Below are 26253 nucleotides of genomic sequence, written 5' to 3'. Positions count from 1 at the left end.
CCGCATGCTAGCAGAAGGGTCTTACGCGGAACGACGCCAGTTCAGTACCAGCTGTGTCAGCAGGCCTGCAACCAATCCCCAGAACGCTGAACCCACGGAGAACAGGGTGAAACCAGAGGCTGTGACCAGGAAGGTGACCATCGCCGCTTCGCGCTGGCGCGCATCGGCCATGGCGTTGGTCAGGCCATTGGTGATCGAACCAAGCAGCGCCAGCGCGGCGATCGACAGCACCAGCGCCTTGGGCAGCGCGGCGAACAGCGCTGCCAGGGTGGCGCCGAAGATGCCGGCGATGCCGTAGAACAGCCCGCACCAGAGCGCGGCGGTGTAGCGCTTGTGCGGGTTCTCGTGGGCTTCCGGGCCGGTGCAGATCGCCGCGCTGATGGCCGCCAGGTTGATGCCGTGGGAGCCGAAGGGCGCCAGCAGCAGCGAGGCGATGCCGGTAGTGGAGATCAGCGGCGAGGCGGGCACCTGGTAGCCGTCGGCGCGCAGTACGGCGAGGCCCGGCATGTTCTGCGAGGCCATGGCGACGATGAACAGCGGGATGCCGATACTGATGGTGGCGGCCAGGGAGAAGCTCGGCGTCGTCCACACCGGACGGGCGATCTCCAGCTGGAAGTGGCTGAAGTTGAGCAGGCCGAGGAAGCCGGCCAGGGCGACGCCAACCAGCAGCGCGGCGAACACCGCGTAACGTGGCGACAGGCGCTTGGCGACGAGGTAGCTGACGAACATCGCCACCACCAGCGCCGTCTGCTGCTGCGCGGCGTTGCAGATCTCGATGCAGATGCGGAACAGCACGCCGGCCAGCAGCGCCGAGGCCAGCGAGCCGGGCACCTGGCGCATCAGGCGGTCGAAGCTGCCGGTGACGCCGCAGATCGTGATCAGAGCGGCGCAGACAATGAACGCGCCGATGGCCTCGCCATACGGCACGCCGGGCAGGCTGCTGATCAGCAGCGCCGCGCCGGGGGTGGACCAGGCGATGACGATGGGGGTGCGGTAGCGCAGGGTGAGGCCGATGGTGGTCAACGCCATGCCGATGGACAGCGCCCAGATCCACGAAGAAATCTGCGCGGTGCTTAGCCCCGCAGCCTGGCCGGCCTGGAACATCAGCACCAGCGAGCTGGTGTAGCCGGTAAGCATGGCGACGAACCCGGCAACGATGGCAGCGGGGGATGAATCGGCCAGCGGGCGCAAGGGCGCGGCGGCGGGAGTGGTGTCAGTCATGCACGAACTTCCATCAGGTGCGGGTGAACAGCGGGTAGAGCGAGGCTACCAGCAGGGCGGCCATGCCGACATTGAACAGGCGCAGCCGTAGCGGGTCTTCCAGCCAGCGCCGCAGCAGGCTGCCGAGTATGGTCCAGACGCCCACGCTGGGCAGGTTGACCACAGCGAACAGGGTGGCGATCAGCACGACGTTGCCGATCCAGCTGTTGGCCGGCAGGTAGGTGGCGATGGCGCCGACGGCCATCACCCAGGCCTTGGGGTTGACCCACTGGAAGGCGGCGGCCTGGAGAAAGGTCATGGGTCTGGCGGCGTTCTCACCCTTCGCTTCGGGCGCGCCGGAGCGAGCAATCTTCCATGCCAGGTACAGCAGGTAGGCGCCTCCGGCATAGCGCAGCGCCGTGTAGGTCGCCGGGAAACGCTCGAACAACTGGTGCAGGCCCAGGCCCACGGCGACCACCAGCAGCAAGAAGCCGATGCTGATGCCAAGCATGTGCGGAATGGTACGGCGCACGCCGAAGTTCACGCCCGAGGCCAGCAGCATCATGTTGTTGGGGCCGGGGGTGATGGAGGTGACGAAGGCGAACAGCACGAAGGCGCCGAGGAGTTCGAGGGGCATGGCGGATTACCGGTCTTGTTGTTGGAACAACGGTTGTCTTCTTCTGGTTCATCGTGCCGGGAGTTCTCTCGCCCTAACCCTGGCTGTGCGCCCCGCTCCGAAGGGAGAGGGGACTGTATGGCGCAGGTTGAAACAAAAGTGTCAGCCGGCACGAACAGCTCCCTCTCCCTTCAGGGAAAGGGCGGGGGAGAGGGCAAGCCCCATGCAGAATCTCAATTGGGACCAGCCTAATCCCGCCAGCGCGGAGCTGTCCCATAACAGCCAGTGGCCGAGTGGCCCGTACAGTACGAGCGGCAGTGGCATGCGCGGAAGTGCGCCGGTATGGTGCGGGAGAGCCGTACAACTGATGGAAGTTCGCCACCATGGAACAGAATCCCTACGCCGCCCCCAAGGTGGAACTGGTGGATCAGAGCGCTCCGGGGGCATTCCTCGCCGGGCGCTGGAACCCAGGCCACCTGCGCCTGCTCGGTGGCCTGAGCCTGGCGCTGCTGTTGTGCAACCTGGTGCTGTTCGTCCTGTCCTTCGCGGCCGCACTGCATGAGTCGACCACCTGGCAACGCTACGAACTCTGGATCGGCGTACTCAGCACGGTGCTCGGCTGCTTCCTGCTGTGGCGTACCCGCAATTTTCTCGAGGATCGCTTCAACGCTCGCGGGCTGGGTTGGCCCGTGGGGCTGTCGATCGCCATCGCGCTGGTGATGCAGGTCTACAGCCTGATCTTCGACGAGCAGCTCAGCGGTGAATTCAACGGCGCGCTGATAGGCTTCATGGGCCTGTTCGTGCCCACCGGCATCGTCACCCTCTGGTATGGCATCCGCCTGTTGAAGATCGAACTGCCGTATCCGTCGGTAAAGGTCATGGGCTGGTTGGAGGTCACGTCAGGTGTGTGCCTGCTCAGCGTCCTGCTGTTCCTGCCCGGCACCGCGCTGGCGATGGCCAGCCTGCTGCCGCTGGCGCTGATGTTCCTGCGTGCCGCCCGCGAGCTGGAGGGGGCGGCACGCTAGTCGTCCTGCGTGCGGGCGATAGCCTGGTTCACTGCCAGCCAGCCTTTCACCGCTTCTTCTCCGGCCTCGCCGAAGGCGCGCTGCAGCAAGCGCTCCTGCTCGCGGCGCAGGGCCTTTTCCAGCTTGCCGCCTTCGGCCGTCAGCTCCAGCAGGCGCCGGCGCTTGTCGTTGTCGCAGGCTTCGCTGCGGATCAGTTCGCGCTCGAGCAACTGGCGCAGCGGCACGTTCAGCGCCTGCTTGGTCACACCCAGGGCAGCCAGCAACTGGCTGACGCTCAGCCCCGGGTTGCGCGCGATGAAGAACAGGATGCGGTGGTGCACCCGGCTCAGCCCGCGGCGGGCGAGCATCTCGTCGGGTTTCGCGGTGAAGGCCCGGTAGCTGTAGAAGAAGGCCTGGATCGCTTCGAGTTGCAGGCTGTTTTTTGTTAGGTCAGGCATATTGACGTATCCGTCCCGGGCGTCGTAGCTTCGGTCAAGCAGTTTGACTCATTCTTCCGTGCTCCCGCTACCGGTGACCCCCATGGCCTTCTCCGAACGCATCGCCCGACTGAAAAGCTCTCTGATCCGTGAAATCCTCGCCGCGGCGCAGCGCCCGGAGGTGATGTCCTTTGCCGGCGGCCTGCCCGCCGAGCCGATGTTGCCGAAGGTGAACTGGGACGACATGCCGGTGAGCATGGGCCAGTACGGCATGAGCGAAGGGGAGCCGGCGCTGCGCGAGGCCATCGCCGCCGAGGCGCGAGCGTTGGGCGTGCCCTGCGAAGCGAGCCAGGTATTGATCGTCAGCGGTTCGCAGCAGACGCTGGACCTGGCCAGCAAGCTGTTCATCGATCCGGGCACCGAGGTATTGCTCGAAGCGCCGACCTATCTTGCCGCGCTGCAGGCCTTCCAGCTGTTCGGCGCGAACTGCCTGACCGTGCCGCTGGGCGCCGAAGGCCCGGATGTCGCCGCGCTGCGCCAGCGCCTGCAGGCCAGCAAGCCGGCCTTCGCCTACCTGATCCCGACTTTCCAGAACCCGTCCGGCGTGCGCTACAGCGAGCAACGCCGCGATGAGGTGGCTGCCGTGCTCGACGAGTTCGGCGTGACCCTGATCGAGGACGAGCCTTACCGCGAGCTGGTGTTCGATGCGGGCGCCGCGACTCCGCTGGTCAGCCGCCTGAAGAAATCCAGCTGGATCTACACCGGTACCGTCTCCAAGACGCTGCTGCCGGGGCTGCGCGTGGGCTTCCTGATCGCCACGCCGGACCTGTTCCCGCACCTGCTGCGCCTGAAGCAGTCCGCCGACCTGCACACCAACCGCGTCGGCCAGTGGCAGGCACTGCAATGGTTCGGCACCGAGGCCTATCGCGGCCACCTGGCCGAGCTGCGCGATTTCTATCGCATTCGCCGCGACGCCATGCAGCGGCAGCTGGAAGAGCATTTCGCCGAGCTGGCGGAGTGGAATGTGCCCCAGGGCGGCTTGTTCTTCTGGCTCAAGCTCAAGCAGCCGCTGGATACCCGCACATTGCTGGACGCGGCGTTGGCGCAGAACGTGGCCTTCATGCCGGGCGAGCCTTTCTTCACACAACCGGATGCCAATCCCGGCTATTTGCGGCTTAACTTCAGCCACGTGGCGCCAGAACGTGCCGGCGAAGGTTTGCGCCGCCTGGCGACGGTCATCCGCGAAGCCCAGGCCCAATGAGGAGATGAGCATGTACACCGTCTACGGCGATCGACTGTCCGGCAACTGCTACAAGGTCAAGCTGGCCCTGCACCTGCTCGGCCTGCCTTACCTGTGGCGCGAGATCGATATCCTCAAGGGCGAGACGCAGACCGCCGAGTTCCTGGCGATGAACCCCAACGGCAAGGTGCCGGTGCTGCAGCTGGAAGATGGCACTTGCCTGTGGGAATCCAACGCCATCCTCAACTTCCTCGCCGATGGCAGCGATCTCCTGCCACGTGAACCGCGCCTGCGCACCCAGGTGCTGCAATGGCAGTTCTTCGAGCAATACAGCCATGAGCCCTACGTGGCGGTGGCGCGTTTCATCGAGTTCTACCTGGGCCTGCCCGAAGAGCGCCGCGAGGAATACGCGCGCTGCCAGAAGGGTGGTTACAAGGCGCTGAAGGTGATGGAAAAGCAGCTGCAGCAGACGCCTTACCTGGTGGGTGACCAGTACTCCATCGCTGACATCACCCTGTATGCCTACACCCATGTGGCGCACCAGGGCGGCTTCGATCTGTCGAACTTCCCGGCGATCAATGCCTGGTTGGCGCGGGTGGCGGACCATCCGCGGCACGTGGCGATGCAGGACTGATCACCACGCCCGGCCAGTGAAAACGCCGCTTCCCTGGAAGCGGCGTTTTTCATTGTGCGCCGAGCTTTTTTGTAGGAACGAGCTTGCTCGCGAACAAATTACCCGGCCACGCTGATGTCGGGCGGTTGGCGAGCAAGCTCGCTCCTACAGGTCAAGCCGCGCCTCGAGACTGAAAACCGGCAATTTGCCATCAGACGAATCCTAAATAACCGCTCTAATCCGCTGATTCCGGCACTTTGAGGTTGACCGGCATCATGGCGGCGTTTTGTCGCCCTCCCTAATCTGGACGGGCTGCCATGCGGGACGTACCGATGTGGCCGGGCGCGAGCGGCAGGCAGTGTCGTCGCCCGGCGTGGGGAGGGGAAAGATGGCCTATCTGGTCTGGCAGGCGGATCTCGACACCGGGATCGGAGTGATCGACGCGCAGCACAAACGCATCGTCGAAATGATCAACCAGCTGCACGAGGCCCAGGCCCATCACGACCGAGCCATGCTCGGTGGCGTGATCGAGGAACTGGTCGACTACACCATCTCGCACTTCGCCTTCGAGGAGACGCTGCTGGAGGATTCCGGCTACCAGTTCACCCGTGCGCACAAGAAGGTCCACGAACTCTTTATCAAGCGCGTTTCCGACTACCGCCAACGCTTCGACGCCGGCGAGGACGTCGCCGAGGAACTCAAGGGCCTGCTCGGACGCTGGCTGTTCAACCATATCCGTAATGACGACGCCAACTACGTGGAGTCGGTGATGGCCAGCATGCACGAGCTGACCCGCGACCAGAGCCACGGTGGCTGGCTGTCGCGCTCGATGAAGCGATTCTTCGGCTGAATTTTCAGTCACTTCGGCGGTGAATGCCGACGCGAATCCCCTTCGGCTGACTATGCTCTGTGCACAACTACAAGCAATGCCACGGGGGTATTCGCGCATGAAGACGCTGTTGAAGTCACTGCTGCTGCTTTCTTTCCTCTCATCCTTCCCATTGTTCGCCGCCCAGCCGACGACCTCGCCAACGGACGACCAGCGCGCCAAGGCGTTGCTGTCCAAGGCGGTGGCTGCCTACAAGCAGGAGGGCGACAAGGCCTTCGCTGCGTTCAGCCGCCAGGGCGAGTTCGTCGATGGGGACCTGTATGTGTTCGTCGTGGACAGCAAGGGCACCATGCTTGCCAGCGGCGGGCCGTCGGTGGTGCTGATCGATCGGGATGTGTCGACCACACTCGATCCATCGTTGCAGAAGCAGTTTGCGCAGGCGCTGAAATCGCCGGAGACCGGCAAGGTGCAACAGGCCGACTACCGCTGGAAGAACTGGGCGGACGGCAAGGTCGAGCGCAAGCACGTCTATTACCAGCGTGTGGGTGAGCGCTTCCTCGCGGTGGGCTACTACATCCCGCGCGCGTCGGCGCAGCAGGCGGCGGCCATGCTGGACAAGGCGGTGAAGGCCGTTGAGGCCGATCCACAGGACACCTTCAAGAAGATCACCGCGCGCGATCCCGCGTTTATCCAGGACGACCTCTACGTCTTCGTCGTCGACCTGGATACGTCGAAATTCGTCGCTCATGGCTTCAATACGCGCATGGTCGGCACGGACTTCGATTCGCTGAAGGACCCGGGCGGCAACCCGATCGGCCACGCCATGCTGGAACTGGCCAAGTCCAAGGGCGAGGCGGAATTCGAGTACCAGTGGCGCAACCCGGTGACCAGCAAGGTGGAGAACAAGCACGCCTTCCTGCGCAAGTCCGGCCACTACCTCGTTGCGGTGGGTTACTACACGCGCTGATTGCAGCGATTCACAGGCACAAAAAAACCGGCCCGAGGGCCGGTTTTTTCATGGCAGCGGCTGTCAGCGGATCAGGCTGAGGAACTCGCTGCGGGTGGCGGCGTTCTCGCGGAACTCGCCGAGCATCACCGAGGTGACCATGGAGGAGTTCTGCTTCTCCACGCCGCGCATCATCATGCACATGTGCTTCGCCTCGATCACCACGGCCACGCCCAGCGCGCCGGTGACCTGCTGGACCGCCTCGGCGATCTGCCGCGACATGTTTTCCTGGATCTGCAGGCGGCGGGCGTACATGTCGACGATACGTGCCACCTTGGACAGCCCCAGCACCTTGCCGTTGGGGATGTAGGCCACGTGGGCCTTGCCAATGAACGGCAGCAGGTGGTGTTCGCACAGCGAGTAGAGCTCGATGTCCTTGACCAGCACCATCTCGCTGTTGTCGGAGCTGAACAGGGCGCCGTTGACGATCTCCTCCAGCGTCTGCTGGTAGCCGCGGCAAAGGTACTGCATGGCTTTGGCGGCGCGCTTGGGCGTGTCCACCAGGCCTTCGCGGGTGACGTCCTCACCGAGCTGGCTGAGGATCGCGGAGTAGTTTTGTTCCAGGGACATGATCTACCTGTGGCAATGACAAAAATAAAAACCGTGGCGCAGGGTAGGGCGCTCAGCCTTGGCTGGCAAGGCCCGAGCGCCGGTTGGCGCGTTATGGCAGGCGGATTGTCGCCGGGCGCTGGTGCAAGCCGGGCGCGGGCCTTTTACTCGTCGCGGCCTTCGAGCATGTTGCGGCGCAGCATCACGTAGATGGCGCCGGTACCGCCGTGGCGCGGCAGGCAGGAGGTGAAGCCGAGTACCTGCGGGTGCTGGCGCAGCCAGGTGTTCACATGGCTCTTTACCATCGGGCTGCGGCCGTCGACGCGCGCCGCCTTGCCGTGGGTAACGCGGACGCAGCGGATCTCGAAGCGCGTGGCTTCGGCGATGAAGTCCCAGAGGGTTTCGCGGGCCGTTTCGATCTTCATGCCGTGCAGGTCGAGGCTGCCTTCGAAGCTGATCTGGCCGGCCTTGAGCTTGCGTATCTGGCCTTCCTGGACGCCGTCGCGGGCCCAGTAGAGTTCGTCCTCGGGGCCGACGTCGATGACGAACTGGTCGGAGAGACCGTCCACCCGGATGTTCTCGGTGCGTACGGTCGCGTTCTGTCGCAGCTCCTTGAGCTGCTTGCGGTCGGCCTTGGGTTTACCGGTGTCGGCCTGGTCCACGGTGATCCGCCTGACGCCGCGCATTTCGCTGGCGAATTGGGAAAAATCGTCGTCTTGCATGCGCACCTCCTCAAACAGCCGCGCAGTCTAACGGATCGCGCCGGTCCTGCGGAAATGCGCCGTGCGGGGATCAGTCGCGGCGCTTCATCAGCCGGGGCGACAGGCTCAGGCCTTCACGGCCACGGGCGCGGCGGCGCGCGGCGCGCCAGAATGTGACGCCCAGCCACAGACAGAACAGTCCGATTACCAGCAGCACGGCGCCGGCTCCCGGTTCGATGTGCAGCACGCCCACCGCGGGCTGGCGGCGGAGCAGGGCGGCGACGCCGGCCATGGCGGACAGGATGCCGAAGGTGGCGATTACCGCGGCGATCGCGGCAGCGAAGCGCCAGCGCCAGCGACCCGGACGCTTCGGGCGCAGGCTGGGTGGATCGAATTTATCGGTCATCTTCATCCCGACTTCCTCATCTATTGAACGAGGCTATGACCGGTGGGGAGGGGAGGGGTTCCAACCCCAGGGTCGGGAAGCGCGGCGAACCCGCTGGATGAGCGGGTTCGCGGGCTATCGCGCCTAAGCTGAGCCTAACCCCGGGTGCTTGTCGTTGCCGCCCGTCGGGACGAATGGCTTCAGACCAGCGCCTGGGCTTGCGCGACCACGGCGGCGAAGTTGTCGCCCAGGGCGGCGATTTCGGCGCGGTGCAGGTCCCGCGCGGCGAGCACGCCGCCTTCGGGGGTGGGAATGTCGCGGGTGGCGCAGGCGGCATCCACCAGGGTGCAACGGTAGCCGTAGTCCTTGGCGGCGCGGACGGTGGTGCTGATGCTGGAGTGGGTCATGAACCCGCAGACGATCAGGTCCAGGCGGCCGCCGGCCTGCAGGCGGTCATGCAGGTCGGTGCCGGCGAAGGCGTTGGGCAGGCGCTTGTCCACCACCACCTCGCCCGGCAGCGGCGCCAGTTCGGGCAGGAAGCGGCCGCGCGGGCCCTGCGGGTCGAGGAGGCCGCCGACCACGCCCAGGTGGTGCACGTGGACAATGGGGGTGCCCATGGCCCGGGCCGTCTCCAGCAGCAGGCGAATCTGCGCCACCGCGGCATCCAGGTCAGGCAGGGCCAGTACGCCGCTGCGGTACTCCTCCTGGGCATCGATGATCAACAGAGTGCTCTGGCGCAGGGTGGCCGGCGGATATCCGCGCCCACTGATCTGCAGCATGCTGAGCGGAAGGGACATGTCACGACTCCTGTAAATGCATGTTCACTCATTGTGGGCCGTAACGCGTCCGCTGTGAATCTTTGCGAACTCGCGCCAAAGTGGTAATGGCATTCTTTGGCGGAACGGGCTGGAAAGCCCCCGGAGTGCCCGCGTTCCGCTAGAATGCGTCCCTTTTTGCGAGCTGCGAGGACTGCTGCCGTGACCGAATCTCGTTTGCTGACCCTGCGTGACCACATCCGCTGGGCCGTCAGCCGCTTCCACGCCGAGGAACTGTTCTTTGGCCACGGTACCGACAACGCCTGGGATGAAGCCCGCCAACTGGTGCTGGGCGCGCTCCATCTGCCCTGGGAAATGGCCGACGCCTACCTGGATTGCCGCCTCGAGGACGAGGAGCGCGAATACCTGATGCACCTGCTGCGCCGACGCATCGAGGAGCGTGTGCCGACTGCCTACCTGTTGGGCGAAGCCTGGTTCTGTGGCATGCCCTTCGTGGTGGACGAGCGCGTACTGGTGCCGCGCTCGCCCATCGCCGAACTTATCGAACGTCGCTTCGAGCCCTGGCTGGCGGCCGACCCTGCACGAATCCTCGACCTGTGCACCGGCTCGGGCTGCATCGGCATCGCCTGCGCCAGCGCCTTCCCGGAATCCGAAGTGGTGCTGGGCGACCTGTCGTTCGACGCCCTGGAAGTGGCCAATATCAACATCGAGCGCCACGAGCTGGGCGAGCGCGTCTACACCGTGCAGGGTGACGGTTTCGAAGGCCTGCCGGGCCAGCGTTTCGACCTGATCGTGTCGAACCCTCCCTATGTCGACGCCGAAGACTTCGCCGACATGCCCGCCGAGTACCACCACGAGCCGGAGCTGGGCCTGGCCTGCGGCAACGACGGCCTGGACCTGGTACGGCGCATGCTAGCCGAGGCGGCGGACCACCTGACCGAGCGCGGCACATTGGTGGTGGAGGTGGGCAACAGCCAGGTGCACGTGGCGGCGCTCTACCCGGAAGTGGACTTCACCTGGCTCGACTTCGAGTACGGCGGCCACGGGGTATTCCTGCTCTCGGCGCAGCAATGCCGCGAGCATCAGGAGCTGTTCAGGGGGCGGGTAAAGGCCTGATCCACTCCAAGGGTGGGCTGAATCTGTAGGAGCGAGCTTGCTCGCGAACGGATTTACCGGTTGGTCCGGCGCCTGGCCGGTTCGCGAGCAAGCTCGCTCCTACAAAAGAATGCTTCGGCGTGGGGTTCAGCCCATCGCGGAGGTCGGCTTTGGGTAGGAGCAGACTTCGTCCGCGATCATTATCCGGCCACGCCGAACGGTCGGCGGAAAGCCAAAGACGCCAAGCCGCGCCTCAGTGCGTGGCGATCCAGATCAGCAATCCCGCCTGGAACACGGCGAACACCGTCAGGCAGGCGATGGTGAAGCGCAGGCTGGTGTCGTCGCGGCGGAAGGTCTCGATGCGCTGCTCCAGCCGGCGGATCTCGTTGGACTGGGTGGCGAGGTTCTGGTCAGCCTGTTCCAGCATCGAGCCGGCTTCCAGCAGCGGGACTATCTGCACCTTGTCCTTGTGCCAGTCGTCGTACAGCTCGCTGACCCGGCCGACGCTGTAGCGCGCCTTCAGCAGCCGCGAATCCTCGTAGATCACGTCGAAGCCCTGGGCGCGCAGGAAGTGGTCGCGGCGCTGCCGGGCCTCTTCGTTGGGTGCGTCCTTCATCGCCAGCGCGCCACCCTCGACACGGTAGTGCGACCACTTCTTTTTCGCCCAGGCCACTCCCTGGGCCAGCAGGAATCGCCCCAGTCCGCGGTTCAGCGGTTCGGTGGTGAAGCCCGAGTCGGCGCCGAAGCGCACTTCCTTGCTGCGGTGGTCCGCCCAGACCTCCAGCAGGTTCACTTCCTTGCGCAGCACCTGGCCGGGCACCTGTACGGTCAGCCGCAGCAGGCTCTGCTCGCCGTTGTGGCGTTCCACCCGGCCCAGTTGCACGAAGCGCAGCGGCCGCGCGCCAGTGGTGCGGTCGGTGGGCAGCGGCGCCAGGCGCAGCAGGCGATAGTGTTCCGGCGCCAGGTCCGCCCAGGGATGCGGGCGGGCGGCGGCGCTCTCGTCGGCGGCGACGGCAGTCTGTTCGGCTTCGGTCATGGGGTCTACCTCGGGGCCTGGCGGGCGTGGCCAGGGCTCTCCCGTGGTTTATCGACGCACCGGCGGATTTCTTGAGACGTTCGCTCCAGATCCCGGCGCATTTTCGGCAAGCGTACTGCCGGGAAGGCTCGGCGCGTGCTGGATGAAAGTCGTGATGCGCTGCACCAGCTCTCGGGCCAGCGGCAGGTTGGGATTGTTGTAGGAGGCGAGCTGCTGCGGACCGCTGGTCGGGACGATCCGCAGGATATGGTTCATCCCCGAGATCAGGTGGAAGTCGCTGTCGGGCTTGGCGCGCTTGAGCGCCTGCGCATCCTCGACGCCAACCTGGATATCGTTGGTGCCCTGCAGGACCAGCGTCGGCAATTTCAACTCGGCGAAGGCGCGGGCCGGGTCCTGGCGGAACAGCGAGATCAGGTAGGGCTGCACGCTGGGGCGGAACAGCACCTTCAGGGGCTCCGGCACCCGTGGCTGCAGTTGCCCGGCCTGCAGGCCGTCGATCAGTTGGTCAGCCTGGGCGAGCAGGGGCGGCGGCAGGCGGGCTTGCAACTGCTCGCGCAATACGTCGCCGATCGGGCGGGCACTGCCGGCGAGGGAAACCAATGCCTCGGCGTGGGTTCGCGGCGCGGCGAGGCTGGCGATCAGCGCGCCCTCGCTGTGGCCGATGAGAATCTGCCGGCCGAAGCGCGGGTCGTGGGCCAGCTTGTCGCTCCAGGCCACCACGTCGCTGACGTAGGCTTCAACGCTGAGCTCTTCCTCACGCGGCGCGGCCGGCAGGCTGCGGGCCACGCCGCGCTTGTCGTAGCGTACGCTGGCAATGCCGTTTTCCGCCAAGGCCTCGGCCAGTTTGCGCAGGTAGGCGTTCTGTCCACCCTCGGGGTTGTTGCCGTCGCGGTCGGTGGGGCCGGAGCCGGCGATCAGCAGTGCTACTGGCGGAGGGGTATCGCCCTGGGGCAGCAGCATCGTCCCGCGCAGCACGCCGTGGCCGGTATCCAGGTCATAGGGACGCTGCAGGATGCTGGTGGGGGCGGCCTGGGCGATGCTGGTGACGAAACAGAAGAGGAGCAGGGCGAGACGGCGCATCGAAGACTTCGTGATGGGGCTGATGGCGCTTTGATCCTCGCGGGCGGCGAAGGTTCGCAGGGCGGATTGACGCAGGTATACTGCTCGGCCTTTTCGATACCAGTCTTTTCGCGGAGCCTCGCATGTCCGGCAACACCTACGGCAAGCTGTTCACCGTCACCACCGCTGGCGAAAGCCACGGCCCGGCGCTGGTCGCCATCGTCGACGGCTGCCCGCCCGGCCTTGAGATTTCCCTGGAAGACCTGCAGCGCGACCTGGACCGCCGCAAGCCCGGCACCAGCCGCCACACTACCCAGCGCCAGGAAGCCGACGAGGTGGAGATCCTCTCCGGCGTGTTCGAGGGCAAGACCACCGGCACCCCGATCGGCCTGCTGATCCGCAACACCGACCAGAAGTCCAAGGACTACTCGGCGATCAAGGACCTGTTCCGCCCGGCCCACGCCGATTACACCTACCACCACAAGTACGGCATCCGTGACTACCGTGGCGGCGGCCGTTCCTCGGCGCGCGAGACCGCCATGCGCGTGGCCGCCGGCGCCATCGCCAAGAAGGTCCTGGCAGGCATGGGCATCAGCGTGCGCGGCTACATGAGCCAGCTCGGCCCCATCGAAATCCCCTTCAAGACCTGGGACAGCGTCGAAGACAACGCCTTCTTCAGCCCCGACCCGGACAAGGTGCCGGAGCTGGAGGCCTACATGGACCAGCTGCGCCGTGACCAGGATTCGGTGGGCGCGAAGATCACCGTGGTCGCCGAAGGCGTGCCGCCGGGCCTGGGCGAGCCGATCTTCGACCGCCTGGACGCCGAACTGGCCCACGCGCTGATGAGCATCAACGCGGTGAAGGGCGTGGAAATCGGCGCCGGCTTCGCCAGCGTCGCCCAGCGCGGCACCGAGCACCGCGACGAGCTGACCCCCGAAGGTTTCCTGTCGAACAATGCTGGCGGCATCCTCGGCGGTATTTCCAGCGGCCAGCCGATCATCGCCCACCTGGCGCTGAAGCCGACCTCCAGCATCACCACCCCCGGCCGTTCCATCGATGTGGACGGCAACCCGGTGGACGTCATCACCAAAGGTCGCCACGACCCGTGCGTGGGCATCCGCGCTACACCCATCGCCGAGGCGATGATGGCCATCGTGCTGCTCGACCACCTGCTGCGCAATCGCGCGCAGAATGCCGACGTGAAGGTCGGCACCCCGGTCCTCGGTCAGCTTTGAGTGACCTGGCGCTCCCGCCGGCCTGATCAGGTGGCGGGAGCGTCGGATATTCGCCGCCGATGACTCAGGTTCCCTACTGGCGGCTGTCCAGTTTCTACTTCTTCTACTTCTGCCTGCTGGGCGGGACGGCGCCGTTCCTCGCGCTGTATTTCCATCACCTGGGGTTCTCTGCGCCACGCATCGGCGAACTGGTGGCGATCCCCATGCTGATGCGCTGCGTGGCGCCGAACCTGTGGGGCTGGTTGGGCGACCGCAGCGGCCAGCGACTGGCCATCGTGCGCTTTGGCGCGGTGTGCACGGCGCTGTGTTTCGCCGGCATCTTCCTCGGTCACAGCTATGCGTGGCTGGCGCTGATCATGGCCGGGCACGCGTTCTTCTGGCACGCGGTACTGCCGCAGTTCGAGGTGATCACGCTGGCGCACCTGCGCGGGCGCACCGAGAGCTACAGCCGTATCCGCCTGTGGGGTTCCATCGGTTTCATCTGCACCGTGGTCGGCCTGGGCTGGCTGTTCGAGTTCGCCAGCCTGGACGCCTATCCGCTGGCGCTGCTGGCGATCATGCTCGGCATCGTCGGCGCCAGTTGGTGGGTGCCGAACGCCCAGCCACCGGCGCGGCAGGATGAGGCCAGCGCGGGCGGTTTTCTCCAGCAACTGCTCAAGCCCGGCGTGCTCGCCTTCTACCTGTGCGTGTGCCTGATGCAGCTGTCCCATGGCCCGTACTACACCTTCCTGACCCTGCACCTGGAGTCGCTCGGCTACGCTCGTGGGCTGATCGGCCAGCTCTGGGCACTGGGGGTGGTGGCCGAGGTGCTGCTGTTCCTGGTCATGCCGCGCCTGCTCAAGCGCTTCTCGCTGCGCCAGGTGCTGGTGGCGAGCTTCCTGCTGGCGGCCTTGCGCTGGCTGCTGCTGGGCACTTTGGCCGGGCACCTGCCGGTACTGTTATTCGCCCAGTTGCTGCACGCGGCGACCTTTGGCAGCTTCCACGCTGCCGCCATTCATTTCGTCCAGCGCAGCTTCCAGGCTCGCCAGCAGGGGCAGGGCCAGGCGCTTTACGCCGCGCTGGCCGGCACCGGTGGCGCGCTCGGCGCGCTTTACTCCGGCTACAGCTGGGGTAGCCTTGGGCCGGCCTGGACCTTTGCCATCGCCAGCGTGGCTGCGCTGGCCGCCGCCTTCATCATCTGGACCCGTCTGAACGAGGACCCGCATGAACGACACCCGTGAACAGCTGACCCAACAGATCATCGAGGCCGGCCGTTTCCTCTATGGCCGTGGCTGGTCGCCGGCCACCAGCAGCAACTATTCCGCGCGCCTGGCCGCCGACCGTGCGTTGCTCACCGTTTCGGGCAAGCACAAGGGCCAGCTCGGTGAGAACGATGTGCTGGAAACCGACCTCGCCGGCAACAGCCTGGAGCCGGGCAAGAAGCCCTCGGCGGAAACCCTGCTGCACACCCAGCTCTACGCCTGGCGCCCGGAGATCGGCGCGGTGCTGCACACCCATTCGGTCAATGCCACCGTGCTGTCGCGCCTGACTGTGGGCGACCGCCTGGAGCTGGAAGACTACGAACTGCAGAAAGCGTTCGCCGGCGTCAGTACCCACGAAGGCCGCGTCACCGTGCCGATCTTCGACAATGACCAGGACATCGCCCGCCTGGCCGCCAAGATGCAACCCTGGCTCGATGCGCATCCGGACTGCCCGGGTTACCTGATCCGTGGCCACGGCCTGTACACTTGGGGCCCACGCATGGCCGATGCCCTGCGCCAGATCGAAGCCTTCGAATTCCTCTTCGAATGCGAACTGAAAGTACTGAGCCTTCGCGGCGGCACGCGCTGAGCGAACCCGACCCGCTTTTGAGAAAAAAGCCCAGAAGGACAACGACCATGAGCAGCCTGACCGTCTACCACGAATCCAACCCCGAGCAGCCGCTGAAGCTGCTGACCCACGCCGAGGACATCGCTTCCACCCTGGGCGAGCTGGGCGTGCGCTTCCAGCGCTGGGCGGCGAATGCCCCCATCGTTCCCGGCGCCAGCCAGGAAGAGGTGATCGCCGCCTACCAGCACGAGATTCGCCGCCTGCAGGAGGAGGAGGGCTACGTCACCGTCGACGTGGTCAGCCTGACCGCCGACCATCCGCAAAAGGATGAACTGCGCGCCAAGTTCCTCGATGAACATCGCCATGGCGAGGACGAGGTGCGCTTCTTCGTCGCCGGCCGCGGGCTGTTCACCCTGCACATCGAGGATCACGTCTACGCCGTGCAGTGCGAGAAGAACGACCTGATCTCGGTGCCCGCCGGCACCCGCCACTGGTTCGACATGGGCGAGCGCCCGCACTTCGTGGCCATCCGCCTGTTCAACAATGCCGAAGGCTGGGTCGCGAAATTCACCGGTGATGAGATCGCCAAGCGTTTTCCGTTGTTGGAAGACTGATCCCTCCTTAGCCGGGGAGGGTAGGCTGTTTCCTGCTCTTCGTAGGAGCGAGCGTGCTCGCGAACAGTGTTGCCGGCCCACTCGGTTCCATGCCGTTCGCGAGCAAGGACTGGGCGTCCCCCCTCGGTCCTGCATGTCATCCCGCCTGGGTTAAAGGCGGGCCTTTGGAGTCCCCATGCCCATCAAAGCCATCCTCACCGACATCGAAGGCACCACCAGCGCGGTCAGCTTCGTCTTCGACGTGCTCTTTCCCTATGCCGCCGCGCACCTGCCGGACTTCGTGCGTGAGCATGCCGACGATCCGGCCGTGGCCGAGCAACTCGCCGCCGTGCGCGCCGAAAGCGGTGAGGCGAACGCCGACACCGAACGCTGCATCGAAATCCTTCTCGGCTGGATCGCCGAAGACCGCAAGGCCACGCCGCTCAAGGCACTGCAAGGCATGGTCTGGGAGCAGGGCTACAGCGCCGGCCAGCTCAAGGGCCACGTCTACCCGGACGCCGTCGACGCGCTGCGCCACTGGCACGCCGAGGGCTACCGGCTGTACGTCTATTCCTCCGGCTCTATCCAGGCGCAGAAGCTGATCTTCGGCTGCTCGGAGGCGGGCGACCTGTCGCCGCTGTTCTCCGGCTACTTCGACACCACCAGCGGACCCAAGCGCGAGGTGGAGTCCTACCGCCGCATCGCCGCTGCCATCGGTCTGCCGGGCGAAGACATCCTGTTCCTTTCCGACATCGTCCAGGAGCTGGATGCCGCACAGCAGGCCGGCCTGCAGACCATCGGCCTGGCCCGCGAGGGTGGGGTACTGGAAGGCCACGACACGGTGGCAAGCTTCGCGGTGATCGACCCGGCGCGGGTTTGACCCCCTGCCTTGAATGCACGCCCGTGCCGCTGCGGCGCGGGCAGCTATGCTGATCAGGCCGACATTCTCATAGAAGGATCTTCCAAATGGGCTCGACCCTCAGTGGCCTGATCAGCCTGATCATCTTTGCCCTGGATATCTGGGCGATCATCAACGTGGTGAAAAGCAACGCCGAGATGCCGATGAAGATCATCTGGATCCTGGTGATCGTCATCCTGCCGGTGCTCGGCCTGATCATCTGGGCGGTGGCAGGGCCGCGCGGCAACGTGCGGGTCTGAGCGTCATTTCGACTGCCGCAGGAGCGGGCCATGTTCGCGATAGCGCCCATGGAACGCTCCTGCAGGTCGACAGCCTCAGTCGAACCGGTAATGCATCCGCACGCAGCCCGGCTCGATCACCTTGGCCGACAGCAGCGTCGGTGACACCCGCAGCCCGGTCGCGGGGAATAGCGCAAAGCCGCCGCCGATGATCTCCGGCATCACGTAGATCTCCAGCTCATCCAGCGCCCCGCGTTCCAGGAAGGCCATCTGCAGCTGGCCTCCGCCGAGCATCCATACGTCGCCATCTTCCAATGCGCGCAGTTCCCCGATCAGCGCATCGACGTCGCTGCGGGTTTCCAGCGGGCCCTTCGGTTCGTCGATGGGGCGGGACGTCACCACCAGCACGCGCTGTGCGCCATAGGGCCAGGGGCTGGGGTCGGCCGCGAGGAAGTCGTAGGTCGCGCGGCCCATGACCACCGTGCGGATGCGCTGGAGGAACAGGGTGTAGTCATGTTCGCCCAACTGCAACTGGTCATGCCTGAACAGCCAGTCCAGCTCGTGTTCGGGCGTTGCGATGAAGCCGTCAAGGCTGGTGGCGATGTAGCCGAGAATTCTGGCCATGTTGCGTCTCCCTGGGTAAGCTTTGTGCCAATATATAAATGAATATTCATTTATAAAAGAGATTCGCATGGCTCGAACCAAGACGGTGAGCGACGCAGCGATACTCGACGCCGCCATGGCATTGATGGTGCGCGAAGGGCCGGAATCCGTGACTTTCGCTGCCGTGGGCCGCGAGGTCGGGCTTTGCGCCGCGACGCTGGTGCAGCGCTACGCGACCAAGGCGGATTTCCTCCGCGCCGTGCTGCTGCGCGCCTGGGACCAACTGGATGAGCAGACCGCCCGACTCGACGAGAGCACCGAGTTGAGCCCGGAAGGCGCGATTCGGATGCTGGTGGCGATGTTCCCGGTGGGCGAGGGTGAGGCCGATTACGCGGAAGGGTTGCTGATCCTGCGCGAGGACATGCGCGATCCATTGCTTCGTGAACGTGGGGCACGATGGGGCGCGACGTTGGCCGCGGCATTGGGACGGCGATTGAGCGATGATCCGCAACGGCAGCCAATTCTCGGCCGGCTGATGGCCAGCCAGTGGCAGGGCGCGCAGTTGTGGTGGGCTTTCGAACGCCGGGGCGATCCGGCGAGTGCCATCGGCGGCGAGCTGCGCCGTTGGTGCGATGTCGTGCTGAAGGCGGAAAGGGTTGCGGGATAAGGCGCCGCGATGGAGACTCGTTCGATGCATTACTGCCTGATCGAAACAGACCTCGGCTGGTTCGGGCTCGCCTGGAGCTCGCAGGGAATCACGCGCGCCTATCTGCCGGGGGACTCCGTGCACAGCGTGCGCGAGCGCTTCGACAAGCTAGGCACCGAGACTGCCCAATGGCCTCCATTCATCGATGAAGCGCGCCGGTTGATCCTCGGCTATGCGCAGGGCGAGGCGGTGTCGTTCGAGACGTTGCCGCTGGACCTGTCCGGGCAGAGCGATTTCCACCGCCGCGTCTACGACGACATCCTCCAGCTGGACCGCGGGGAGACCACGACCTATGGCGAGATCGCCCGGCGCCTGGGCGATGTCGGCTTGTCCCGCGCGGTGGGGCAAGCGATGGGGTCCAATCCGATCCCGCTGATCATTCCCTGTCACCGCGTGCTTGCCAGTGGCGGCAAGACCGGTGGCTTCTCCGCACCCGGTGGCAGCGGCTCGAAGATGCGCATGCTGGCGTTGGAAGGCTACGTCGATCCGCAGGCAGCGCAGACCGCCTTCGACTTCTCCTAGAGCGGACGGCTAGGCCGTTTCCAGCGCGCCCTCCAGGCGCAGCAACAATTCCTTGCGCGGCAGGCCGCCAGCGTAGCCGGTGAGGCTGCCGTTGCTGCCAATCACCCGATGGCAGGGGACGATGATGCTGATCGGGTTGGCGCCGTTGGCCGCGCCCACCGCGCGGATGGCCTTGGGCCGGCCGATCCGCCGCGCCAGTTCTGCATAGACAGTGGTGTAGCCGTAGGGAATCTCCAGCAGCGCCTGCCAGACCTGGCGCTGGAACTCGGTGCCACCGGTGTTCAGCTTCACGTCGAAGCGCTGGCGCTTGCCGGCGAAATATTCGTCCAGCTGACGCGCCACATCGTCCAGCAGCGGGCTGCCTTCGTGCCAGTCCGGCTGAGGGTAATGGCGCACCTCCAGGTCCATGTAGAGCATGCGCAGGCCGCCTTCGTTGCCGGCCAGCAGCAGGCGGCCGGTGGGGCTGTCGTGGTAACGGTAGTGCATGGTCATCCTCCGGTGCGGCCGGCCTGGGAATAGGCGTGCCACAGATAGACGGCGGCATAGGCACGCCACGGCCGCCAGGCTTCGGCGCGACGTTGCAGCTCGCGAGCGGTGATGCCTCCGGCGCCCCAGACCGGTGACTTGAGCAGGCCCAGGTCGGCGGCGGGGAAGGCGTCCGGATCGCCGAAGGCGCGCAGGGCGACGTACTCCGCCGTCCACGGACCAATGCCGGGGAGGGCGCAGAGGCGCTGTACCAGGTCGTCGGCGCCGTCGTTCACGTGCAATTCCAGCGCGCCGCTGGCGCAGGCGGCGGAGAAGCGCTGCAGCGTCTCCACGCGCTTGCCGGGCATGCCGATGCCGGCAAGGTCAGCTTCGGCCAGGGCCTCGGGGGTGGGGAACAGTCGCGTTGGCTGGCCTTCACAATCGCCGGGTAACGCTTCACCCAGGCGCTGCACCAGGCGTCCGACGATGGTGACGGCGGCCTTCACCGTGACCTGCTGGCCGACGATGGCGCGCACGGCCTGCTCGAACGGGTCGAAGGCGGTGGGCAGGCGCAGGCCGGGCGCCTGCAGTATCAGCGGGGCGAGCAGCGGATCGGCCTGGAAATGCGTGGCGATCTGCAGTGGGTCGCTGTCCAGGTCAAACATCTTGCTGACCCGCGCCGCCAGCGGTTGCGCGTGCTGCGGCGCCAGGTGAATGTCCAGTTCCAGTTCGGCGCTGTCTTCCAGCGGGCGCACGCTGAACCAGCCGATATCGCCGCCCACGCGCACACTGCGGGCATAGCGGCGCGGCGACAGGCATTCGACGCCGGCCAGGCTGCGCAGGGCGAAATGCTCGTGGAACTGCTGCCAGTCCCAGGGCACACGGTAGGGCAGGCGAATAAGTTGGGAAGTGGGGGGCGTGTTGGTCATGGGGCGACATTACCCGTTGCCGGCGATGCTGTCCTCCCGCGCCTGACTTTCAAATTCCCCGGGAAGGCTGGCGCCGACGGCAGGGTTCGACCTGTCATCGATGGGCACGTAGAATGCGCGCCTCTTTCGGGGCGGCCCGCCGTCCCCTCCTATTGTCTTGTCCCGACGGGAGCGCACTCATGCACGATTACCAGGAAACCCTCTACGACGGCTATGGCCAGCGTTTCAGCGTCGACAGGATGCTCCACGAGGTGCGCACCGAGCACCAGCACCTGGTGATCTTCGAGAATGCCCGTATGGGCCGGGTGATGGCGCTGGACGGCGTGATCCAGACCACCGAGGCCGACGAGTTCATCTATCACGAGATGCTCACCCACGTGCCGATCCTCGCCCATGGCAACGCCAAGCGCGTGCTGATTATCGGTGGCGGCGACGGCGGCATGTTGCGCGAGGTGTCCAAGCACGCCAGCGTCGAGCACATCACCATGGTCGAGATCGACGGCACCGTGGTCGACATGTGCAAGGAGTTCCTGCCCAACCATTCCCAGGGCGCCTTCGACGACGCGCGGCTCAACCTGGTGATCGATGACGGCATGCGCTTCGTCGCCACCACCACGGAGAAGTTCGACGTGATCATCTCCGATTCCACCGACCCCATCGGCCCCGGCGAAGTGCTGTTCTCGGAGAACTTCTACCAGGCCTGCCACCGCTGCCTGAACGACGGCGGCGTGCTGGTGACCCAGAACGGCACACCCTTCATGCAACTGGACACCGTGCGCAATACCGCCGGCCGCATGAACGGCCTGTTCGCCGACTGGCACTTCTACCAGGCGGCGGTACCGACCTACATCGGCGGTTCGATGACCTTCGCCTGGGGTTCGACCAACCCGGCCCTGCGCCATGTCGACACGGCGACCCTGGCCCAGCGCTTCGCCGCCAGCGGCATCCAGACCCGCTACTACAACCCGGCGATCCACCAGGGCGCTTTTGCCCTGCCGCAGTATGTGCTGCAGGCCATCGGCAAATCGGTCAACGACTGATTCCGATTCCATCGTGGGCGCGGAGGCAATCTCTGCGCCACGACACTTTCTTCACGCGCCATACGGCACTCTGCCCGCCCTTGGGCGGTCCCAACCTGCGCCGATTCACGCTGCATCATCCCGAAACGATTGGCATGTCAGGCTTAATGTCCGCTTAAGCGGCGCACATTAGAATGCGCCGCCGCAGCTTTTGCGGTGTAATGCCGCAGCCTTTCGCGCTCGTGCGGGCAGCCGTTCTGTCCGGCAATGGCGATGCACCTTCGACCCCGAACGTTCACAACGGAACCAAGAAATGGGCCAATCAGAAGTCCTGTCCAACCGCCAGACCGGTGCGAGCCTCACGCGGCCCACCCTGTCCGGCCACCTGGCGTTCACCGCGCTCAGCGTCCTAGCGCTGATGGTGATGTTCACCCTGCTGCGTGTTGCGCTGCTCATCTATAACCGCGAGCTGATCGGCAGCACCCCGGCGTCCACCTTCGTCGAGGCCTTCATCACCGGCATGCGCTTCGACATCCGCGCGGTGGTCTACATCGTTGCCCCGCTGGTGTTCGCCATCGTCAGTGTGCGCGCCATGGGCTGGCGCTGGCTGTGGAAGACCTGGCTGACCATCGCCGCGAGCCTGACGCTGTTCCTCGGCGTGCTGGAGATGGACTTCTACCGTGAATTCCACCAGCGCCTGAACAGCCTGGTATTCCAGTACATGTCAGAAGACCCGAAGACGGTCATGAGCATGATCTGGTACGGCTACCCGGTGGTCCGCTACCTGCTGGCCTGGGCCTTCGCCACCTGGCTGCTGTACCTGGTGTTCCGTGGCATTGACCGCGCTACTCGTCCGGATGCGTCCGGTCCGTCCGCCGCCGCCTGGTACATCCGCGTGGCCGTGATGCTGGTGGTGATCGTGGTCTGCGTGGTAGCCGCCCGCGGTACCCTGCGCCAGGGCCCGCCGCTGCGCTGGGGTGATGCCTTCACCACCGACTCTATGTTCGCCAACCAACTGGGCCTGAACGGCACCCTGAGCCTGATCAAGGCCGCCGAGAGCCGCTTCTTCTCCGAGGACCGCGACAACATCTGGAAGGCTACCCTGCCGGTAGACCAGGCGCGCGACGTAGTGCGCCAGATGCTGGTGATGCCGGACGACAAGCTGGTCGACGCCGACGATGCCGCCGTGCGCCGGGACTATACCCCGCCCGCCGATGGCACCCTGCCGATCAAGAATGTCGTGGTAATCCTGATGGAAAGCTTCGCCGGTCATTACGTCGGCGCGCTGGGCGGCAAGGGCAACATCACGCCGTACTTCGACAAGCTGAGCAAGGAAGGGCTGCTGTTCACCCAGTACTTCTCCAACGGCACCCACACCCACCAGGGCATGTTCGCCACCATGGCGTGCTTCCCCAACCTGCCGGGCTTCGAATACCTGATGCAGACGCCCGAGGGCGGCCACAAGTTCTCCGGCCTGCCGCAGCTGCTGTCGGCGCGCAAATACGAGGACGTCTACGTCTACAACGGCGACTTTGCCTGGGACAACCAGTCCGGCTTCTTCGCCAACCAGGGTATGACGTCCTTCATTGGCCGCAACGACTTCGTCAACCCGGTGTTCTCCGACCCGACCTGGGGTGTGTCCGACCAGGACATGTTCGCCCGCGGCAACGAGGAACTGGACAAGCTCGAAGCCACCGGTAAGCCGTTCTACGCCCTGCTGCAGACCCTCTCCAACCACGTGCCTTACGCACTGCCGAAGGACCTGCCGGTGGAGCGCGTGACCGGTAACGGCAGCCTCGACGAGCACCTGACGGCCATGCGCTATTCCGACTGGGCGCTGGGCCAGTTCTTCGAGAAGGCGAAGAAATCGCCGTACTACAAGGACACCCTGTTCGTGGTCGTCGGCGACCATGGTTTCGGTAGCCCCGAGCAGCTGACCGAGATGGACCTGTTCCGCTTCAACGTGCCGCTGCTGCTGGTCGCCCCGGGCATCCAGGAGAAGTTTGGCGCCACCCGTGACACCGTTGGCACCCAGATCGACATCGTGCCGACCATCATGGGTCGCCTGGGCGGCGAAGTGCGCCACCAGTGCTGGGGCCGCGACCTGCTGAACCTGCCGGCTGGCGACAAGGGCATCGGCGTCATCAAGCCGTCGGGTAGCGAGCAGGTGGTCGCCGTGATTTCCGGCAACCGCATCCTGATCCGTCCGAAGGAAGGCGACATCCGCGTCTATGACTACAAGCTGGGCAGCGACTTTGGCGTGAAGCGCGTGGATGGTGCGACCGACCAGGAGAGCCTGCGGGTGCGCCTGGAGTCCTTCATCCAGACCGCGACCAAGAGCCTGCTGGACAACACCGCTGGCGTGGTGGACGGCAAGCCCGACGCGAAGTGATGAGGTAGTTCAGTGAAAAGGGGCCTTCGGGCCCCTTTTTCATGGGCGAGGGTTTTGCCTTTTGTTAGAGCGAGCTTGCTCGCGAACCGCCCTGGCCTGGTGGTCTGGGAATTGTCCACGAGCCAGCTCGTTCCCGCAGTTAGGGGGCGATGCGGTAACAAGAGGAAGTTATAAAGTAAGACCACATCGGTCTAATGGATTATAAGAAAAGTCAGTATCCTCCCGGCCACACCACGAGGTGATCAGTTTCGCCAGTCAGGACGCGTAGATGGATTTCGGCAATATCGGGTTTGTAGTCGCGGGTCTTGTCGTAGGCTTTATCGTTGGGATGACCGGTGTCGGCGGCGGTTCGCTGATGACGCCCATCCTGCTCTGGTTCGGTATCAACCCTGCCGCCGCGGTAGGCACCGACCTGCTCTATGCCGCCATCACCAAGTCCGGCGGCGTCCTGGTTCACCGCAAGAACGACAACATCGACTGGCGCATCACCGGCTGGCTGGCCCTGGGCAGCGTCCCGGCTGCCGCGTTGACGTTGCTGTTCCTGCACAGCCTGCACACCGACACCGCGGCCATGAACACCGTGATCAAGAACGCCCTGGGCGTCGTGCTGCTGCTCACTGCGCTGGCCGTGCTGTTCAAGAAGCAGGTGCTGGCCTTCGCCCAGCGTCACGCCGGCGACAGCTTCCACTTCAGCGGCCCCCGGCTGAATACCCTGACCGTGATCACCGGCGCCATCCTCGGCGGCATGGTTGCGCTGACGTCCATTGGCGCCGGTGCCCTGGGTACGGTGGCGCTGTTCATCCTCTATCCCTTCCTCGCCACCCGCCGTCTGGTGGGCACCGAGATCGCCCACGCCGTACCCCTGACCCTGGTCGCCGGCCTCGGCCACGCCAGCATGGGCAACATGGACTGGGGCCTGCTGGGCTACCTGCTGATCGGCTCGTTGCCGGGCATCTACGTCGGCAGCCACCTGGCCGGGCGTATTCCGGACGGCGTGCTGCGTCCGTGCCTGGCGATCATGCTGGCAATGATCGGCTACAAGCTGGTCTTCTAAAAAGCTGTCCACGATCTGCTGCGCGTCGGTCGTAGGGCGTTGGAAGCGCCCTCAGATGCTCATTTACAGAACGTAAACTCCATTCTTCGGGCGTTTCCGCCTGCTACGGCTCTAGCTCGCAAGATCGTCAACAGGTTTTCTAACGGCGGCGGAAACGCCCCGGTGTCACGCCTTTCCAGCGGCGGAAGGCGTGGATGAAGTTCGACACCTCGCCATAGCCGAGCCGCTCGGCAATTTCCTCCAGACGAATCGCGCCCGTGGCCAGCAATTCCTCGGCCAGCGCCTGGCGCACCTCGTCGAGCAGCGCACGATAGCTGCTGCCTTCGCCTTCCAGCCGGCGCCGCAGCGTGCGCGAGGTCATGTGCAGCTCATCCGCCAATTGCTCCATGTCCGGCAGCTGTCCCGGTGTGCCCAGCAGGCGGTCGCGAATCTGCCCGGAAAGCCCGGTGCGTACCTGGCGCCGGGCAAGCAGGGCGCGGCATTGCTCCTCGCAGCTCCGTGCCACTTCCGGGTTGGCGCCCGGCAGCGGCATTTCGAGGATGCGGCTGTCGAAGACGATGCGGTTTTCCGTCTGGCCGAACAGCGGTTTTACCCCCAGTTCATCGATATAGGGCTGCAGGTCGGCTGGCGCCTCGCGGCGGAACAGTGCCTGGCGGATCGGCGGCGGCTGGTTGGTGAGATCGCGCTGGATACGCAGCACGCCGCCGCCGTCGCGGTCGATGAGGAAACCGCGCAGGTCGTCCGGCACGGACGTGTCGTCCAGCACCAGGTGCGCTTCGCCGTCGTGTTCCTCCAATGTCATGCGGTGGAAGGCATAGGTCAGGTCGAGGTAACGCAGGCCCAGGTGCGCGGCACTCAGGAAGGTCGAGCTGCTGAGCATCGCGAAGCCCCAGATGCCGTAGGTGTTGAGGTGGTAGCGCAGGCCGGCCTTGAGCCCGATGCCGGGGCGCTGGCCGATGTGCCGATTGATGTTGCGCACCAGCGCCAGTTCCTGGGTCGCTTCGACCTCCGCGCCGGGGTCGGCGAGCACGCTGATGTCCAGGCCGGTGCCGTCCAGGCATTGCTCCAGGGTCATGCCGTGGTCGAGGGCGAACTGGGTCATGAGCTGCACACTGATGGCGCTGCGTCGGGGCGACCAGGGCGGGGTGGCTGGCATCACGTCCTCTTCCAGTGAAGGATCGTTGAGCGGAAAGAAATTTCTCTGACCGAAAGTCACAATTTTCTGTCCGACTATGCCATAACC

At 65.4% G+C, this 26253-nt stretch carries 30 protein-coding genes; 17 read left to right on the top strand and 13 right to left on the bottom strand.

Features of this window, described 5'->3' with window-relative positions; translation table 11 throughout:
- Window positions 1-21 precede the first annotated feature (21 nt).
- Window positions 22-1221, bottom strand: a complete 1200-nt coding sequence (locus tag A6723_RS16625; protein ID WP_054908441.1) for a benzoate/H(+) symporter BenE family transporter — start codon at window positions 1219-1221, stop codon at window positions 22-24.
- Between the two features lie 13 nt (window positions 1222-1234).
- Window positions 1235-1837: a LysE family translocator gene (locus tag A6723_RS16620; RefSeq protein WP_024765413.1), complete on the bottom strand. Its 603-nt coding sequence runs from the start codon at window positions 1835-1837 to the stop codon at window positions 1235-1237.
- A 362-nt stretch (window positions 1838-2199) separates the two neighbouring features.
- Between A6723_RS16620 and A6723_RS16615 the strand changes: the two genes are divergently transcribed.
- Complete coding sequence (locus tag A6723_RS16615; RefSeq protein WP_054908442.1) at window positions 2200-2841, top strand: hypothetical protein; 642 nt, start codon at window positions 2200-2202, stop codon at window positions 2839-2841.
- On the opposite strand, the gene A6723_RS16610 is transcribed toward A6723_RS16615, so the two are convergent.
- Window positions 2838-3278 (bottom strand): MarR family winged helix-turn-helix transcriptional regulator, encoded by a 441-nt coding sequence (locus tag A6723_RS16610; protein WP_054908443.1) that lies wholly within the window; start codon window positions 3276-3278, stop codon window positions 2838-2840. The two genes, A6723_RS16615 and A6723_RS16610, sit on opposite strands and share 4 nt — an antisense overlap.
- An 82-nt stretch (window positions 3279-3360) precedes the next feature.
- On the opposite strand from A6723_RS16610, the gene A6723_RS16605 reads away from it, so the two are divergent.
- The 4 genes from A6723_RS16605 to A6723_RS16590 all read left to right on the top strand — a co-directional run bounded on the left by A6723_RS16605 (window position 3361) and on the right by A6723_RS16590 (window position 6906).
- A complete protein-coding gene (locus A6723_RS16605; RefSeq protein ID WP_054908444.1) occupies window positions 3361-4518 on the top strand; it encodes a PLP-dependent aminotransferase family protein in 1158 nt (385 codons plus the stop codon).
- A gap of 10 nt (window positions 4519-4528) precedes the next feature.
- The gene (locus tag A6723_RS16600; RefSeq protein ID WP_054908445.1) at window positions 4529-5131 is read left to right on the top strand and encodes a glutathione S-transferase family protein; all 603 of its coding nucleotides are present in this window, start codon (window positions 4529-4531) and stop codon (window positions 5129-5131) included.
- A gap of 367 nt (window positions 5132-5498) precedes the next feature.
- On the top strand, window positions 5499-5960 hold the full coding sequence (locus A6723_RS16595; protein ID WP_054908446.1) for a bacteriohemerythrin: 462 nt from the start codon (window positions 5499-5501) through the stop codon (window positions 5958-5960).
- Window positions 5961-6057: 97 nt separating this feature from the next.
- The gene (locus A6723_RS16590; protein ID WP_054908447.1) at window positions 6058-6906 is read left to right on the top strand and encodes a cache domain-containing protein; all 849 of its coding nucleotides are present in this window, start codon (window positions 6058-6060) and stop codon (window positions 6904-6906) included.
- A gap of 63 nt (window positions 6907-6969) precedes the next feature.
- Here A6723_RS16590 and folE read toward each other — a convergent pair whose 3' ends face one another.
- The 4 genes from folE to A6723_RS16570 form a co-directional block, all read right to left on the bottom strand.
- Window positions 6970-7515: a GTP cyclohydrolase I FolE gene (gene folE / locus A6723_RS16585; RefSeq protein WP_024765420.1), complete on the bottom strand. Its 546-nt coding sequence runs from the start codon at window positions 7513-7515 to the stop codon at window positions 6970-6972.
- A 143-nt stretch (window positions 7516-7658) separates the two neighbouring features.
- Window positions 7659-8216, bottom strand: a complete 558-nt coding sequence (locus tag A6723_RS16580) for a Smr/MutS family protein (RefSeq protein WP_054908448.1) — start codon at window positions 8214-8216, stop codon at window positions 7659-7661.
- A gap of 70 nt (window positions 8217-8286) precedes the next feature.
- A complete protein-coding gene (locus A6723_RS16575; protein ID WP_045208670.1) occupies window positions 8287-8607 on the bottom strand; it encodes a hypothetical protein in 321 nt (106 codons plus the stop codon).
- Window positions 8608-8780: 173 nt separating this feature from the next.
- The gene (locus tag A6723_RS16570; protein WP_024765423.1) at window positions 8781-9377 is read right to left on the bottom strand and encodes a cysteine hydrolase family protein; all 597 of its coding nucleotides are present in this window, start codon (window positions 9375-9377) and stop codon (window positions 8781-8783) included.
- 180 nt (window positions 9378-9557) lie between these two features.
- Between A6723_RS16570 and prmB the strand changes: the two genes are divergently transcribed.
- On the top strand, window positions 9558-10472 hold the full coding sequence (gene prmB, locus A6723_RS16565; RefSeq protein WP_054908449.1) for a 50S ribosomal protein L3 N(5)-glutamine methyltransferase: 915 nt from the start codon (window positions 9558-9560) through the stop codon (window positions 10470-10472).
- 232 nt (window positions 10473-10704) lie between these two features.
- Here the strand turns inward: prmB and A6723_RS16560 are convergent, their stop codons facing one another.
- Together A6723_RS16560 and A6723_RS16555 are read right to left on the bottom strand one after the other, a co-directional pair.
- Window positions 10705-11487 carry a hypothetical protein gene (locus A6723_RS16560; protein WP_054908450.1) on the bottom strand — a complete coding sequence of 261 codons (783 nt, stop codon included), beginning with the start codon at window positions 11485-11487 and terminating at the stop codon, window positions 10705-10707.
- 48 nt (window positions 11488-11535) lie between these two features.
- Window positions 11536-12567, bottom strand: coding sequence for an alpha/beta hydrolase (locus A6723_RS16555; protein ID WP_054908451.1), 1032 nt, complete (start codon window positions 12565-12567; stop codon window positions 11536-11538).
- 122 nt (window positions 12568-12689) lie between these two features.
- On the opposite strand from A6723_RS16555, the gene aroC reads away from it, so the two are divergent.
- The 6 genes from aroC to A6723_RS16525 all read left to right on the top strand — a co-directional run bounded on the left by aroC (window position 12690) and on the right by A6723_RS16525 (window position 17341).
- Window positions 12690-13781, top strand: coding sequence for a chorismate synthase (gene aroC / locus A6723_RS16550; RefSeq protein WP_054908452.1), 1092 nt, complete (start codon window positions 12690-12692; stop codon window positions 13779-13781).
- 59 nt (window positions 13782-13840) lie between these two features.
- The gene (locus A6723_RS16545; RefSeq protein ID WP_054908453.1) at window positions 13841-15001 is read left to right on the top strand and encodes an MFS transporter; all 1161 of its coding nucleotides are present in this window, start codon (window positions 13841-13843) and stop codon (window positions 14999-15001) included.
- Window positions 14985-15611: a methylthioribulose 1-phosphate dehydratase gene (locus A6723_RS16540; protein ID WP_054908454.1), complete on the top strand. Its 627-nt coding sequence runs from the start codon at window positions 14985-14987 to the stop codon at window positions 15609-15611. The genes A6723_RS16545 and A6723_RS16540 overlap by 17 nt, the downstream gene beginning before the upstream one ends.
- 47 nt (window positions 15612-15658) lie before the next feature.
- The gene (locus A6723_RS16535) at window positions 15659-16204 is read left to right on the top strand and encodes an acireductone dioxygenase (RefSeq protein WP_024765430.1); all 546 of its coding nucleotides are present in this window, start codon (window positions 15659-15661) and stop codon (window positions 16202-16204) included.
- Window positions 16205-16379: 175 nt separating this feature from the next.
- Window positions 16380-17063, top strand: coding sequence for an acireductone synthase (gene mtnC, locus A6723_RS16530; protein ID WP_054908455.1), 684 nt, complete (start codon window positions 16380-16382; stop codon window positions 17061-17063).
- An 86-nt stretch (window positions 17064-17149) separates the two neighbouring features.
- The gene (locus tag A6723_RS16525) at window positions 17150-17341 is read left to right on the top strand and encodes a PLDc N-terminal domain-containing protein (protein WP_024765432.1); all 192 of its coding nucleotides are present in this window, start codon (window positions 17150-17152) and stop codon (window positions 17339-17341) included.
- A 75-nt stretch (window positions 17342-17416) separates the two neighbouring features.
- On the opposite strand, the gene A6723_RS16520 is transcribed toward A6723_RS16525, so the two are convergent.
- Window positions 17417-17944, bottom strand: a complete 528-nt coding sequence (locus A6723_RS16520; RefSeq protein ID WP_054908456.1) for a dihydrofolate reductase family protein — start codon at window positions 17942-17944, stop codon at window positions 17417-17419.
- 67 nt (window positions 17945-18011) lie between these two features.
- Between A6723_RS16520 and A6723_RS16515 the strand changes: the two genes are divergently transcribed.
- Together A6723_RS16515 and A6723_RS16510 are read left to right on the top strand one after the other, a co-directional pair.
- Window positions 18012-18590, top strand: coding sequence for a TetR/AcrR family transcriptional regulator (locus A6723_RS16515; RefSeq protein ID WP_054908457.1), 579 nt, complete (start codon window positions 18012-18014; stop codon window positions 18588-18590).
- 24 nt (window positions 18591-18614) lie between these two features.
- Window positions 18615-19151: a methylated-DNA--[protein]-cysteine S-methyltransferase gene (locus A6723_RS16510; protein WP_256233786.1), complete on the top strand. Its 537-nt coding sequence runs from the start codon at window positions 18615-18617 to the stop codon at window positions 19149-19151.
- Between the two features lie 9 nt (window positions 19152-19160).
- Here A6723_RS16510 and A6723_RS16505 read toward each other — a convergent pair whose 3' ends face one another.
- Both A6723_RS16505 and A6723_RS16500 read right to left on the bottom strand, forming a co-directional pair.
- The gene (locus A6723_RS16505; protein ID WP_054908459.1) at window positions 19161-19637 is read right to left on the bottom strand and encodes a methylated-DNA--[protein]-cysteine S-methyltransferase; all 477 of its coding nucleotides are present in this window, start codon (window positions 19635-19637) and stop codon (window positions 19161-19163) included.
- Between the two features lie 2 nt (window positions 19638-19639).
- Window positions 19640-20545 (bottom strand): DNA-3-methyladenine glycosylase, encoded by a 906-nt coding sequence (locus tag A6723_RS16500; protein ID WP_054908460.1) that lies wholly within the window; start codon window positions 20543-20545, stop codon window positions 19640-19642.
- A 179-nt stretch (window positions 20546-20724) separates the two neighbouring features.
- On the opposite strand from A6723_RS16500, the gene speE reads away from it, so the two are divergent.
- The 3 genes from speE (at window position 20725) to A6723_RS16485 (ending at window position 25010) form a co-directional block, all read left to right on the top strand.
- Entirely contained in the window at window positions 20725-21585 is an 861-nt protein-coding gene (gene speE, locus A6723_RS16495; protein WP_054908461.1) for a polyamine aminopropyltransferase, read from the top strand.
- A 292-nt stretch (window positions 21586-21877) separates the two neighbouring features.
- On the top strand, window positions 21878-23956 hold the full coding sequence (locus A6723_RS16490; RefSeq protein WP_054908462.1) for an LTA synthase family protein: 2079 nt from the start codon (window positions 21878-21880) through the stop codon (window positions 23954-23956).
- A 268-nt stretch (window positions 23957-24224) separates the two neighbouring features.
- A complete protein-coding gene (locus A6723_RS16485; RefSeq protein WP_054908463.1) occupies window positions 24225-25010 on the top strand; it encodes a sulfite exporter TauE/SafE family protein in 786 nt (261 codons plus the stop codon).
- Between the two features lie 139 nt (window positions 25011-25149).
- On the opposite strand, the gene A6723_RS16480 is transcribed toward A6723_RS16485, so the two are convergent.
- The gene (locus A6723_RS16480; RefSeq protein ID WP_054908464.1) at window positions 25150-26166 is read right to left on the bottom strand and encodes an AraC family transcriptional regulator; all 1017 of its coding nucleotides are present in this window, start codon (window positions 26164-26166) and stop codon (window positions 25150-25152) included.
- Window positions 26167-26253 lie beyond the last annotated feature (87 nt).

Source organism: Pseudomonas sp. AU11447 (assembly GCF_001672555.2).
GTDB lineage: Bacteria > Pseudomonadota > Gammaproteobacteria > Pseudomonadales > Pseudomonadaceae > Pseudomonas > Pseudomonas nitroreducens.
The sequence above is the reverse complement of the archived record's forward strand: the minus strand, read 5'-3'. Positions and strand labels throughout refer to the sequence as shown.